Annotated in this window: 16 protein-coding genes; 15 read left to right on the top strand and 1 reads right to left on the bottom strand. The window is 43.7% G+C overall.

The window, feature by feature from the left end; all coding sequences use genetic code 11:
* Positions 1-15: 15 nt before the first annotated feature.
* The gene (locus tag RBQ61_RS15965) at positions 16-339 is read right to left on the bottom strand and encodes a helix-turn-helix domain-containing protein (protein ID WP_308140134.1); all 324 of its coding nucleotides are present in this window, start codon (positions 337-339) and stop codon (positions 16-18) included.
* 128 nt (positions 340-467) lie between these two features.
* Here RBQ61_RS15965 and RBQ61_RS15960 point away from each other — a divergent pair, with 128 nt between their 5' ends.
* From RBQ61_RS15960 to RBQ61_RS15890, 15 genes are all read left to right on the top strand, one after another.
* Positions 468-980 carry an SLOG family protein gene (locus RBQ61_RS15960; RefSeq protein WP_308138207.1) on the top strand — a complete coding sequence of 171 codons (513 nt, stop codon included), beginning with the start codon at positions 468-470 and terminating at the stop codon, positions 978-980.
* A gap of 226 nt (positions 981-1206) precedes the next feature.
* Positions 1207-1545, top strand: coding sequence for a hypothetical protein (locus RBQ61_RS15955; protein ID WP_291954771.1), 339 nt, complete (start codon positions 1207-1209; stop codon positions 1543-1545).
* A gap of 4 nt (positions 1546-1549) precedes the next feature.
* On the top strand, positions 1550-2395 hold the full coding sequence (locus RBQ61_RS15950) for a DNA adenine methylase (RefSeq protein WP_308138206.1): 846 nt from the start codon (positions 1550-1552) through the stop codon (positions 2393-2395).
* Between the two features lie 45 nt (positions 2396-2440).
* Positions 2441-3052 (top strand): hypothetical protein, encoded by a 612-nt coding sequence (locus RBQ61_RS15945; protein ID WP_308138205.1) that lies wholly within the window; start codon positions 2441-2443, stop codon positions 3050-3052.
* A 70-nt stretch (positions 3053-3122) separates the two neighbouring features.
* A complete protein-coding gene (locus RBQ61_RS15940; protein WP_291954779.1) occupies positions 3123-3692 on the top strand; it encodes a YodL domain-containing protein in 570 nt (189 codons plus the stop codon).
* A 12-nt stretch (positions 3693-3704) separates the two neighbouring features.
* Positions 3705-4085, top strand: coding sequence for a SpoVG family protein (locus RBQ61_RS15935; protein WP_308138204.1), 381 nt, complete (start codon positions 3705-3707; stop codon positions 4083-4085).
* Between the two features lie 11 nt (positions 4086-4096).
* Entirely contained in the window at positions 4097-7786 is a 3690-nt protein-coding gene (locus RBQ61_RS15930; RefSeq protein WP_308138203.1) for an S-layer homology domain-containing protein, read from the top strand.
* A 41-nt stretch (positions 7787-7827) separates the two neighbouring features.
* Entirely contained in the window at positions 7828-8115 is a 288-nt protein-coding gene (locus RBQ61_RS15925; protein WP_374049886.1) for a DUF6133 family protein, read from the top strand.
* Positions 8105-8554: an A24 family peptidase gene (locus RBQ61_RS15920; RefSeq protein WP_308138202.1), complete on the top strand. Its 450-nt coding sequence runs from the start codon at positions 8105-8107 to the stop codon at positions 8552-8554. The genes RBQ61_RS15925 and RBQ61_RS15920 overlap by 11 nt, the downstream gene beginning before the upstream one ends.
* A 33-nt stretch (positions 8555-8587) precedes the next feature.
* Positions 8588-9406, top strand: coding sequence for a Flp pilus assembly protein CpaB (locus RBQ61_RS15915; RefSeq protein ID WP_308138201.1), 819 nt, complete (start codon positions 8588-8590; stop codon positions 9404-9406).
* Positions 9407-10213: a ParA family protein gene (locus tag RBQ61_RS15910; protein ID WP_308138200.1), complete on the top strand. Its 807-nt coding sequence runs from the start codon at positions 9407-9409 to the stop codon at positions 10211-10213.
* Positions 10213-11643 (top strand): type II/IV secretion system ATPase subunit, encoded by a 1431-nt coding sequence (locus RBQ61_RS15905; protein ID WP_308138199.1) that lies wholly within the window; start codon positions 10213-10215, stop codon positions 11641-11643. The genes RBQ61_RS15910 and RBQ61_RS15905 overlap by 1 nt, the downstream gene beginning before the upstream one ends.
* Complete coding sequence (locus RBQ61_RS15900) at positions 11640-12569, top strand: type II secretion system F family protein (RefSeq protein ID WP_308138198.1); 930 nt, start codon at positions 11640-11642, stop codon at positions 12567-12569. The genes RBQ61_RS15905 and RBQ61_RS15900 overlap by 4 nt, the downstream gene beginning before the upstream one ends.
* Positions 12570-12572: 3 nt before the next feature.
* Positions 12573-13445, top strand: a complete 873-nt coding sequence (locus RBQ61_RS15895; protein ID WP_308138197.1) for a secretion protein F — start codon at positions 12573-12575, stop codon at positions 13443-13445.
* A 12-nt stretch (positions 13446-13457) separates the two neighbouring features.
* On the top strand, positions 13458-13865 hold the full coding sequence (locus tag RBQ61_RS15890; protein ID WP_308138196.1) for a DUF4320 family protein: 408 nt from the start codon (positions 13458-13460) through the stop codon (positions 13863-13865).
* Positions 13866-13872: the final 7 nt, after the last annotated feature.

The following is a 13872-nucleotide window of genomic DNA, read 5'->3' as shown; positions in this document are numbered from 1 at the left end:
CACCCTGCCGCTTCCCTATTTTTCAAGTCCCTTTATCAAATCAAAAACAAAAATTCTTTTATCCTCCGGCTGTTTGCGTAGGATTGTAAGTATTTCCGCCTCCTGCTCACTTAGTTCAGAAGCCCGAAGCGTGGATTTTATGTCGGTTCTACCAAGAATATAGTCCACCGAAGTATCAAGGGTATCAGCGAGCTTCACAAGCATTTCCGCAGGCGGTACCGCTTTTCCGATCTCGTAGCCGCTGATGGTTTCCTGCGACACATTAAGCTCCATTGCAAGGCGAAGCTGTGTCAGGTTTTTAGCTTCCCTTAGCTGTTTTAAACGTTCTATAAATATCACTCCTTCCAAATATGGATATTATCAATATAAAGTATATCCCTATAAGTTGACTGTGACAGTCATGTTGCTTATACTGTGTATGGAGTATATCAATATGCAAAATGAGCAATATGACTGGAGGATGAAATGTGAACCGGAGACTTATCAGAGAAAAAACAGTATGCTTTACCGGGCATCGAAGTGAAAAGCTTCCAAAAGGAGATGCCTTGAAACATTTGAGAATAAAGCTGTCAGAGGAAATTGAAAAAGCAATACAAGATGGCTACAACACCTTTTTATTTGGAGGTGCCTACGGGTGGGACCTTATGGCAGCGGAGGAAGTGATTAAAAAGAAAACAGTGATTGACTTTAACAATCCACGGTATATTCGGCTGATTGCCGTAATCCCCTTTGAAGAACAGGCAGTGAGGTACTCGCTTTCAGATCATGAACTATATTATGAAATCATGCCTAAATGCGATGATGTCATTATCTTAAATACCAATTACAACAGCCGATGTTATGCTCATCGAAATCAGTATATGGTAGAACGCAGCAATAGGATTATATGTTACTGGAACGGGCAAGCCAGAAGCGGCACAGCACAGACTGTCCGCATGGCAGAAAGAGAAAACCTTGAAATTATAAACCTATATGAATAATGACCAAAAGGCATTACTAAATTTCAACTCAGTAATGTTTTTTACTTTAAATTAAGAAAGCTCATCTATCAGTAAGTAAATAAAAACGAAACGACACTGGTATAACATCCGGTGTTTTTCATATATCAATCAAAAAAACAAGGCCGTTTTCCCCAAAGAAAGCGGTCTTGCTTTTTTTACTCTATCTTGTTTTTCTTTCGGGCAAGCGGTCGGAAAGGAGGCAAGAATGGACAAAGACCAGCTTGCAGAATATCTCAAAGCCCATCATCTCGGTAAGGAAAATGCAATCCTAAGCCGAGAGCTTGAGAAGTTATTTTGTGTAAATGGCAAGGAACTCCGAGACATTATCAATATCCTGCGCCGTGAAGCAACCCCCATTGCCAGCGACCAAAGCGGCTATTACTATGCAAAAACTGAAAGCGAACTGCGAGCCACCATCCGCCATATGAGGCGCAGGATTGCCGGTATCAGTGCCGCTATTCGTGGATTGAACCGCTCTCTTTCAAATTTTGACAAGGCACAGACCCGCCTGCCCTTTATGGAGGGGGGTGAGGACTCTGAATAGCTTCATGTCCTGGATAGGCGGGAAAAAGTCACTTCGTGAATTGATTGTAAGTCTTTTTCCCCTATACTACGAACGCTATATCGAAGTGTTCGGCGGTGCGGGTTGGATACTCTTTCATAAAAATCCCGGTAATGATTTTGAAGTATACAACGATTATAATAGCCTGCTGGTCAACCTTTATCGCTGTGTAAGGGAAAAACCAAATGAGCTGATGGATGCACTGCGGTATTGCCTCAACTCCAGAGAAGATTTTGACTATATAAAAAACTGTCTTGCCCGTGACAGCCCTGTCTCCGATGTACAAAAAGCGGCATGGTTCTATCAGCAAATTCGCTATAGCTATGCTTCGGGGCTAACCAGTTTCGGCAGCCAGCCCCACGATATTTGGAGCAATTTTCCGCTGATAGAGCAGGCACATCGCAGGCTTGCGAAGGTGGTGATTGAAAACAAGGACTTTGAAAAGCTCATCAGGCAGTATGATCGCCCAGTGAGTTTTTTCTATTGCGACCCGCCGTATTTTGAAACTGAAGGCTATTACAAAAATGTCGGGGAGGACGGATTTACAGAAAAAGACCACATTCGTTTAAGGGATTCTCTGATGAAAGCCCAAGGTAAATTCCTGCTTTCCTACAATGATTGTGAATTTATCAGAGAACTCTACAATGCACCGGGTATTCAAATTGATGCTTATACCCGCATCAATAATATCAAACAGCGTTATGACGGGGGTTCCCAGTTTCCTGAAATTCTCATAGCTAATTACGATATGCAGGAGCGAGGCTTAAGCATCCCGGCACAGATGAATCTGTTCGATATAAGAGCGCCCGGTTTTACATCGGATGAGGAATAAGACAGTTTCAATCTAAGGGCAATAATTTAATGGAGGAATATATCTATGAAGAAAAATCAAAGCGAGAAAATAGCAGAAAAAGATATCCTTGACGAAATGCTGGAGGGAACATCCCTTGCTGATGCTGAGGTACTTGATGTCGTAACTGGTGAAAATGTCTGTGTGATTTTAGACGGCAAAATGACAGTGCTGGAACTTACAAAGGTAATAAATATCCTAAGCACACTTGCTTCCGACCTTACAGTGATACTGGCACAGGCCTGTGGTTTTTGCAATAACTGCGGAGATTTACAACCATGTGAAGATTCAGATAACAAAAGTGATTGTGAAGCTACGAGCTGTCATAATACACCGGAAAGCTGGGTAGCTCAGTGCGAGCTTTGCCAGAGCTTACTGGATGGAAGCGGAGATGTTCGTATTCCAGACTATATCCTGGAGGAAGCTGGTATCCCGACAGATGCTAAATTAGAAGCTTATGCCGATGAGGATAGCGGCGAAATTACTGTTGCAGAAGCAGATATCCAAGAAGATATTACTGATGTGCCTTCCGGCATAGTTTCAATTCTTGCCTCATCCGGTATCTGCCTTGCAAAGCTTGATGAACTGATCGTGCTCGATGAAATTGTCTACGGGCAAGGAAAAATTTTCAATAGTTAATGATGCAGAAATCTGAAACTAAGGCTTTAGCTTTCCGGAAGCAAGTTTATATTAAAGGCAGGTGATGAAAATGCAAGGTATAAAAGAGAAAGGCGGTGTCGTTTTTTATTATGGCAATCCTGCCGGATACGTCAATAAAGAAAATGCCATTATGGACTCTATCTTTCAAAATGAAGAACTGGAAAGTTGGCTGCAAAAGAAAGGATTAGTTCCACAGTGGACAGATGGTGTCATGGAACGGCTTCTTGTCGGGGAACAGATTGCAGGCAGTATAGAGGCCGCTGTATCTCTGAAAAATGTTCGTATCTGGCAGCTTAAGCCTGATACGGATGTGTATATGAAATTTATCGGCTTGGATGAAATGATAAGCCAATTTGGAGACCCTTCTCCGGAGCATTACGGCATCGTGTACGATGGACAGCTTGAAACAAACGACCTTGAAGCTATTTACACCCGCTGCAATATAAATCATCCTCCCGGATATAGGGGGCATTCGCTGTCTATGTCCGATGTGGTGGAACTATATGACGAGGAAGGCAGTGAATATCATTACTGCGACCGTTTCGGATTTAAGCAGATTGCTTTTGAAGAAGATGGTCAAATCAAGGGCATGGCAGAGTCCATGTCACAATCATTTTAGGAGGAATAAGTTATGCCAAAAACAGCAGCACAAGCAGCCACTAAGCAGGAGCTGCCGCAAGAAAACCCGATGCAGTTTAATGTGCGCATTTATCCTGTGAAAACAGACGGTACACTGAAAGCCAATGCATCGGTCAATATCAACGGATTTTTTGCCGTATCTAAAGTCCGCATTTTAGAGGGTACAAAAGGCCTGTTTGTATCCATGCCCCAATATAAAGGGCAAAACGGAGAATACAAAGACATCTGCTTTCCCTGCACGAAGGAGGCAAAGCAAGCCTTTGATAAAGCAGTGCTTTCTGCCTATGAGCAGACGATGGCACAAAAGCAGTCCAAGGAACAGGTGCAAGAAGCTCCAAAACAAGAACAAAGCCAGCAGATGGCCGGAATGTAAGGGGGATGTCAATGAGTACAAAGATAAAAAGACCTACCAGCTTTTTGCTGATACTATGTGTAGTGCTTTCGCTATTTGCAGGAAGTGCCTATGCAGCCCATCGGTACTTTGAAGATGCCAAAGGGCATTGGGCAGAGGAAGCTATAAATATCCTTGCGGAAAAAGGTGTAATTGCAGGCTATCCCGATGGTTTGGTACACCCCGACAATATTATTACAAGGGCAGAGTTTGCAACTTTGATAGCAAGGACAATGGAACTGCCAAAGTCCACAGACAAGGATATCACAATCCACTTTACTGACATTCCAGGGCATTGGTCCGAATCGGATGTAGAGGCTCTTGTCATTGCAGGCATTATTCAAAAAGGTGATTTTAGCAATAAGTTTTTGCCTGATGAACCTATCACCCGAATGGAAATGATCCGTATGCTGGTGAGGGCTATGGGCAAGGAAAATCATGATCCCTCCTGTCCCTGTATGCTTGGATTCTTAGATGAGAGCCAGCTTAACGAGGAACAAAAGGCATACATCTGTACCGGCAAGCATTACCACATTATAGATGGATATCCGGACGGCACAGTTCGCCCCGTTAAGAACGCAACTCGTGGTGAAGCCTTTGAGATGCTGGTGGATACAGAAAAGGCTAAGGAACAGATTAAAAATGAAGAACCGGAAAAACCGTCTGTTACAGAACCAGAGGAAAAATCTTCAGGCAGCGGCGGCTCTTCCTATGTACCGACACCTCAGTTTTCCTTCCTTTTGCCGGAAACTGCCTACACAACCGATGAAATTGAAATAAAGCCAAACAGCCGCTATGTCAGTAGCATCTTGTGGACAGTTCAAAGAGATGGTGTCCCTATGGAGCTAACAGATGTTATCAAAGGTGAGCTGACGGCAGATGGCGGAAAAGTGCAGTTTTTACAAGCCGGTAATTTCACCCTTACCGCAACTGTTAAAAACAGTCGTGGTGTTACGGCAAGTCATGAGCAGGCTATTGAAATTTATCCGGTGGTTTCAGCAGGTTTCAAATTGCCTGAGACAGCACACACCGATACAGCTGTTGCCGTAGAGCTTTCAACTGAAAACCTTGGAATTAATGAAGTGGTTTGGTTACTGGAAAAAGACGGCACAGCTATAGATATCACGGAAGGTATCTTAGGGGAGCTAAACTCCCAAGGCGGCACAGTGATGTTCAAAGAAAAAGGTAATTATGTATTGAACGCTGCTATCACTGACGGACTTGGCAAAACAGTTAATGCCTCCGATACCATCAATGTCTACCCTGTTTCAGAAGTAAAGCTTGAATTGCCTGCTGTTTCCCATACAGACAAAACCATTGCTATGCAGACAGAAACCAAGGAAGCAGACGGCTTAACCATAGCCTTCACTCTGAGTCGAAACGGTGAACCTGCCAATATCAGTACATTTATAGAAGGGAATCTCACTAAAGGCAGTGTTCGCTTCAAGGAAAAAGGCGTGTATACCCTGACAGCCTCTGTCACCGATATAACGGGCAGGGTGTTTGCCGATACGGCCACGATCACGGTATATCCTGTTGGCTCAGCCGGGTTTTATTTGCCCGAAATCTTCCATACGGATAAAAGCGTTACGGTGGAGGCAGTCTTTAATGAAATTGGCAGTGATATCGCCGCTTGGTCATTAACTCGTGACGGAAAAGAAATTGCTCTATCTGATGCGGCCATAGGTGCACTCAGTAATACGGGAGGTAGTCTGCAATTTAAGGAAAAGGGCAGCTACTTTTTAAAGGCAGAGTTTACCGATGAAGGTGGCAGAAGTTATAGCTATGAACAAAGCTTCAATGTATATCCTGTGCCAACTGTAAGCTTTAGTCTGCCAAGGTACGCACACACCGATACTGATATTGTAGTCAATACCAATTCCGCTAATCTGGATGGTCTTGCCATTGAATGGCTGGTGGATAACACCTATGGTTTTCAGGATTGGAACACCTTTATAGACGGCTGTCTTGCTAATAACGGCGGTACTATCAGGTTCAAACGAGCCGGTATCTATGAGTTAGTGGCAAGGCTCACCGATGAAACAGGCAGGGTATTCTTATTTGAACCGGGCGGCAAGTGTGAAGTCTTACCCGTACTGACAATCGGATTTGAACTTCCGGGGCTTGCCTATACCGATACGGTCATTGATCTGCGCACCTTCGGAAACAACAATGTGCTTCCGGTGGAATGGACAGTAGAAAAAGACGGTAAGAGCATTTCATTAAGTGAAACATTCAGCGGCAATCTTAATGCCCAAGGCGGCAAAATCAACTTTAAGTCTCATGGAGAATATGTCCTTACTGCTACCATGACCGATTATCTCGGCCGCAGCTTTTCTAACAGCCAAAGGGTAAATATATTGCCGGTGATGAAGTACACATTTACAATCCCTGAAACAATCCATTATGGAACAAATTTCACTGTAGCCGTTAAAGATGCCCAGCATATTGACGGTTATACCGCAGTCTGGAAGCTGCAAAAGGATAGTGAAGATAGCATATTCCAAGGTACACTCGATAACAACGGCGGCAGTATTTCTATCCACGATGTAGGCGATTTTATGCTGACCGCAACTATTACCGACAGTGCCGGACGAACCATCAGTCATTCCGAAAGTATTACCGTTACAAACATCCCTCCCGATGCACCAACGGTGACGGCAACTCCTTCCCGAACTGTACAGGACGGAAAATTCTTTGTGGATATCAAAGCTGATACCACTGATCCTGATGGGGATGCGGTGATCTTGGAATACGATGGAGTATCAGCCGATGGCTACTATATCCCAGGTACCCACACAATTCGTGTCAGGGCAAAGGACATTGCAGGAGCGTATTCTCCTTGGGCAGAAAAAAGCTTTACCATCACAAGTTCAGCCCCTACGGTAACACTGACGGCAACCCCTACCAGAACCGCTAAAGACGGTAAGTTTTTCGTAGATATCACTGCCAAGGCAAGCGATGCTGACGGCGATTCAACCACCTTGGAATGGGAAAACAAAACCGCAGATGATTACTACGCTGTGGGCACCCATACAATCCGTGTCCGTGCCAAAGACAGCACAAAACTATATTCGGAATGGGTATCTAAGACATTCACCATTGCAAACTCTGCACCCCTAACCCCGGTTATCACAAGAACACCAAACGGCAATAGTGTAGCACCGGGAATCCCTGTCACCATCACAGCTGCAAGCTCAGACCCGGATGGCGATGCAGTAACTCTTGTCTGGGAAAACAGAAATGCCAAAACACAAGTTTATCCCCTGGGAAGAAATCTGGTACGAGTAAAAGCGGTTGATACAGCAGGGGTTGAGTCGCCATGGGCAGCCATTGTGTTCTTTGTAGCCGATTCCAACGGCGGCGGAGGCATGACACTTACCGGTCCTGATTCAGTCATATTAGAAAATGGACTTGAAGGTGCTACTATAACCGAATACACATTCACAGTTCCGCCGGTTTCCGGTCACAGCGGCTCTGACTTCGGAAGAGTGAGGGGCTTAAATAAGCTTACAGGACAGTGGGATCAACTGGACTACGGCACTACTTCAAACGGCATTACATTCAGCCGTACCCTTGGTGCAGGTGTATATACTCAGCTGGAGTTTTACTATTATACGAATCACAACTGCATGTATAACAAGAGCAATATCACCTATTCGGTAACTTATCATTTTGAGTAAGCAAAACCGTCCACAAAAATTGAAATATAAAGGAGATTATCATGATGAAAGAATTCATTATCAATATGAAAAAAAGGATCGCCCATACCGCAAACTATATGAACACCGGCATCCAGTCCTTGCCTGCAAAATTGCAGATTTTTAAAATGAGAAGCCAAGCAGTGCTTGTCAGTAATCGTGCGGAAGGCTATATTGACACAGCAGTTAAGATTCTGATTGCCGTTGTGCTTGGGGCTCTGCTCCTTGCAGGACTTTATGCCTTGCTGGAGGGTACTGTGCTTCCGACCTTGGTTCAGCGAATCAAAGAAATGTTTAACTATGCAGGCTAACGGCATCCTTCAGGGGGTGCTTTTTTGTAGCCTCCTTATAGCAGCTGCTGGATGGGATTTAAAGAAAAGAATGATTCCCGACAGCATCTGTATCCTAATATTTTTGACGGGGCTGATTAACTTCAGCCCCGTCAACTTTTTAGGGGCACTGCTTTCCATCCCATTTTTTATTGTTGCATGGATTGATGAAAAGCATATGGGCGGAGGCGATGTTAAATTCATTGCCGCTGCCTGCTCAGTTTTGGGCATAGATGCTTCCATCTGGGCATTTGCCTTGGCTTTACCGCTACCCATAGGAATATGCATATGGAAAATAGCATCGAATCATCTTCACCGTAAAAAGAAACTATGGAATGTCCATATGGAAATGCCCTTGCTGCCTATATTAGTCGTAGGCTTCCTGCCGGCATACATTTTAAAATTTGGTGGATTTATTTAATATCCATAATTAAATATCAAGGAGGAACTGTTCATGAATTTACTGAAAAACCGCACCGTGCTGGGCGTAATCTGTATTTTACTGTCTTTGCTCATCTGTTTCGGTGTGACACCGCTGTTTAATAAAACAGTCAGTCATAAAACTGAAATTGTTAGGGTGACAAAGGAGATTAAAGCCGGTGATGAGATAACCAAGGATATGGTGCAGATTGCCGAAGTCGGCGGATTTGGCCTACCCGAGAATGTTATCAGGCAAAAAGATACCGTGATAGGGAAATACGCAAAAGCGGATCTTTCTATCGGTGATTATATTCTAAATACCAAGCTGTCCGATATACCGGCTGCTGAAAATGCTTATCTTTATAATTTAGATGGGAGTAAGCAGGCCATGTCTGTTACCATTAAAAACTTTGCAAACGGCCTGTCAGGTAAACTGCAAAGCGGAGATATAGTGTCTATTATTGCTCCTGATTACAAAAAGCAGGGATCAACTGTTATCCCTGCGGAACTTAAATATGTAGAAATTATCAGCGTAACTGCTCCCAGCGGCTATGATGCCAATACAGGAGAAATAAAGTCTAATGATGATGAAAGGGAGCTACCTTCTACGGTAACCTTGCTTGTATCTTCTGAACAAAGCAAGGTACTGGCAGAACTTGAGGCAGACGGAAAACTTCACCTCTCTCTTGTGTACCGTGGTACACCAGCAAACACTGCCAAGTTTATTGAAGTACAGGATGAAATTAACGAGGCCTTGTATCCCACGGAAAAAAAGAATGATACAGAGGAACAGAAATCGGCAGATTTGGAATCAAAGCCTGAACAGCCTGTTAAGAATGAGGTGACTGAATAAATGAACTTTAAAAAGAAAGGCATCTTTTCCCGCTCTGTACGGAGTGAGGAACCGGCTGCTGAAGAAGTATTGCAAGGGGGCATCCTTGCAGTTTGGGGCAGTCCGGGCAGCGGCAAAACCGTGACTGCCGTAAAAATTGCAAAATATCTTGCAGATAAAAAGAAAAATGTGGTGCTACTGCTATGCGATATGACTGCTCCGATGCTGCCTTGTATCTGTCCGCCCTCTGAGATTGAAAGCGAGCATTCTCTTGGCAGTGTCCTTGCCGCTACCCATGTGACAGAGCCTTTAATAAAGCACAATCTTGTGACACTAAAAAAGAACAGCTATCTCACAATTTTAGCCATGAAAAAAGGCGAAAATGAATATACCTACCCGCCTTATTCAGAGGTGCAGGCAAAAGAACTTCTTTGTGAACTTAGAAGAGTCGCTCCTTTTATTGTGGTGGATTGCAGCAGTTATATCGCTAATGACATCCTTTCAGCATTAGCGCTGATGGAAGCTGATAGTGTCCTGCGTCTTACCAATGCAGATTTAAAATCCATTAGCTATCTATCAAGCCAGCTGACCCTTCTTCGTGACAGCAAATGGGATGCAGATAAGCAATATAAGGTTTCTTCTAACGTGAAGCCGCAGCAGGCACAGGATCAGACAGTGCATGCACTGGGGTCTTCTGCTTTTACCCTTAATTATTCACAGGAATTGGAACAGCAATATCTTGCAGGGAGTCTGCTTGCAGATTTATCCCTTAAGGATAGCCGCCAGTTTAGAAAAGAAATTGAAAAAATCGTCAAGGAGGTGTTTTGATGTCTGCTAAAAATAAAAATCTTATTGCTACCAGAGAAGAACAAAGACAATCTGAAAATGATCTCATTGATTTAAAAGGCATATCCCGAGCTCATGCACTATTCTTTGCACCGGAAAGCGAGGGCAAGGATTTTTCTACGGTATTAAGTGATGTACAGGAATATATTTCGGAAAATTATAGCACTCTCATTACAGGTAATCGCTCCGATGCCAAGGTACAGATGAAACGATATATAACCAAATATCTGCAGGATAACCGTATATCAGTAAACGGTATAAGCGGAGATGCCCTTGCTGATGCACTCTATACTGAAATGGCTGAGTTTGGTTTTTTAACTAAATATATCTTCGGTACAGGCATTGAAGAAATCGACATCAACAGCTGGAGAGATATCGAAGTGCAATACAGCGATGGCCGCACCGTAAAACTTACAGAACGCTTTGACAGTCCTGAACATGCAGTCAATGTGATTCGCCGCATGCTTCATATCAGCGGTATGGTGTTGGACAACGCAAGCCCTATTGTACTGGGGCATCTATCTAAAAATATTCGTATCGCAGTATTAAAAAGTCCTATTGTGGATGAGGATGTCGGTGTAGCAGCATCTATCCGTATAGTAAATCCTCAGTCAATGCAAAAGATGGATTTTGTAAATAGCGGCACCGCTACTGAACCCATGCTGGACTTTTTATCCCTATGTGTCCGCTATGGTATTTCCGTGTGTGTGGCAGGGGCTACCTCCAGTGGCAAAACCACTGTTGCCGGGTGGATACTTACAACCATTCCGGACAACAAACGTATCTACACCATTGAAAATGGCTCCCGTGAGCTTGCCTTGGTGAGGGAAAAGGATGGTAAAGTGACAAATTCAGTCATTCATACCCTTACCCGTGATTCCGATAATGAGCGCCAGCGTGTGGATCAAATTGCTCTTTTAGATATGGCTCTTCGTTTTAACCCTGATATTGTGGTAGTCGGTGAGATGCGCGGGGCTGAAGCTAATGCCGCTCAAGAAGCAGCAAGGACAGGTGTAGCTGTGCTTACCACCATCCACTCCAACTCCTGTGAGGCAACCTATCGCCGTATGGTATCCCTATGTAAGCGTGCCGTAGATATGAGCGATGCCACTCTTATGGATTATGTGACAGAAGCATATCCAATCGTAGTATTTTGCAAGCAGCTGGAAAATAAGCAGCGCCGAATGATGGAAATACAGGAATGTGAAATTCTGCCTGACGGAACAAGGCATTTTCGTCCGCTGTTTCAGTATGTTATAGAGGAAAACCGTATGGAGGAAGGTAATTTCATCATTGAAGGACACCATAAACAGGTGAATACTATTTCAGAGAGTCTAGCTAAAAGGCTTCTGGAAAATGGTATGCCCCAGCCAATCATCATTGCTTTAAGGGAGGGGGTAAAAACTGCATGATAACCATTTTGCTTGTTGCCTGTATCGGAATGATTGCAGGTTTTTTTATTTTGTTAAACCTATCACCTATGGAGTTCACAGACTCGGTATTTGCAAAACTTACTGATAAGCCCAGATCCCTCCGTGATGAGATCAATGAAAGTACCCGCCGTAAAAAGAAATCCTATCTTCGCCGGGAGATTGCTGAAGTACAGAGCATTCTCAAAGTAACCGGGAGAACGGCAAAGTTTCCTATGATTTGCGGGGCTGCCTTGCTGTTCTTTTGCATTGGTGCATCTATCGCTATCATGATGGGGAATATCTTTTTAGTCCCTGTTATGGCTGTAGGATGTATGTTTTTGCCCCTTTGGTGGGTAAAGCTTACGGCTGGCCATTTCAAAAAGGATATTGCAGCAGAGCTTGAAACAGCCCTTAGTATTATTACTACTGCCTATCTTAGAAATGAGGATATCCTAACGGCGGTGGAGGAAAATATTCCTTATCTTAATCAGCCGGTACTAAATGTTTTTCGCGGATTTGTATCAAGTGTTAAGCTAATAAATCCTGATGTGACAGCCGTTCTACTCGATCTAAAGGAACAAATAGATAACGCCGTGTTTCAGGAATGGTGCGATGCAATCATTGCCTGCCAGCATGATAGGAGTCTGAAAACAACTCTAACACCCATTGTGACTAAGCTCAGCGATATGCGTGTAGTAAACGGTGAGCTGGAGAATATGGTGTTTGAACCTCGAAAGGAATTTATCATCATGCAGCTTTTGGTAGTGGGAAACATTCCCCTCTTATATTTCCTGAACAAAGACTGGTATCATACCTTGATGCACACTCCCCTGGGACAAATCATTTTGACTATCTGTGCCGCAGTGATTTTTATTTCTATGGCCTTTGTAATTAAACTGACTCAGCCTATTGAATACAGGAGGTAGCCGATGACAATCTATATACTTTTATTCGGAGTTCTCCTTGGATTAGGACTCTTTTTTATTGCTGCCGACCTGCTAAAACTGCCTACCCTTGCTACGGAAAAGGCAATGATGTTGGCAGGAAAACAAGCAAAATCCAAGCCTAAAACCATTGATACTTTGCTGCATTCAGCAGCGGTAAAGCTGTCAAAATATATCCCAATGGATGAGTATAAAAAAAGCCGCATGGCTAATGTGCTGTCAGCTGCAGGTTTTTCGGAAACACCGGAACTCTTTACAGTAATGGCTATTGTTAAATCTGCAGCTGTTGCCTTGGCGGTTATTCCCTGCCTTGTGGTGCTGCCCCTTATAGCTCCTATCGTATTGTTTCTTGCCGTTCTTATCTATTTTAAGGAGATTCGCAAGGCAGATGAGGCACTGTCTGTAAAAAGAAACAAGATTGAGCAGGAACTTCCAAGGTTTGTGGCGACCATCACCCAGGAACTAAAAGCCAGCCGGGATGTACTGTCTATGCTGGAAAGCTTCAAGAAAAATGCAGGAGAGGACTTTGCCGCTGAGCTTGATATTTTAACTGCCGATATGCGTTCGTCTTCTTATGAAGCCGCTCTCACACGCTTTGAAGCAAGGTTTAATTCTCCCATGCTATCAGACATTACCCGCGGTCTTATTGGAGTGCTGCGAGGGGATGACAGTGCCATGTATTTTCAAATGCTCTCCCATGATATGAAACAGCTGGAACTGCAAAGGTTAAAAGCACAGGCTATGAAGATACCGCCTAAAATCCGTGTATTTTCCTTCGTTATGCTCATGTGCTTTCTGATGACATATATGGCAATTATTATCTATGAAATTATCCATTCCCTTGGCGGGATGTTTTAGGAGGGCGGTGTTATGCTTAGAAGAACTAAATACATTCTAAAAAACAGACGAGCCGAAGGGTACATTGATATCTGCATTCTAGTAATCTGTGCCATGCTAATTATAGCCCTTGCAGTGAGGGTCTTTCCTGTCTATATCCAAAAACAGCAGACAGATACCTTCGCAATAGAGCTGATTCGAGAAGCAGAAATAGCAGGCCGTGTAGGTACTGAAACCACCCGCCGTGAGCAGATGCTATCTGAAAAAACCGGGCTTTATCCTACCGTTACATGGTCAAAGACAGGTAAGATACAGTTAAATGAGGAAATAAGGGTAACAGTTACCTATCAGGCAAATATCGGGTTGTTTTCAGGCTTTGGCTCCTTTCCCATTACCCTGCGTTCAGATGCGGCAGGAAAATCAGAAGTCTATTGGAAGTAGGTGGTGA

This window comes from Sedimentibacter sp. MB35-C1 (assembly GCF_030913635.1).
In the GTDB taxonomy this organism is placed as follows: Bacteria; Bacillota; Clostridia; order Tissierellales; family Sedimentibacteraceae; genus Sedimentibacter.
The sequence above is the reverse complement of the archived record's forward strand: the minus strand, read 5'-3'. Positions and strand labels throughout refer to the sequence as shown.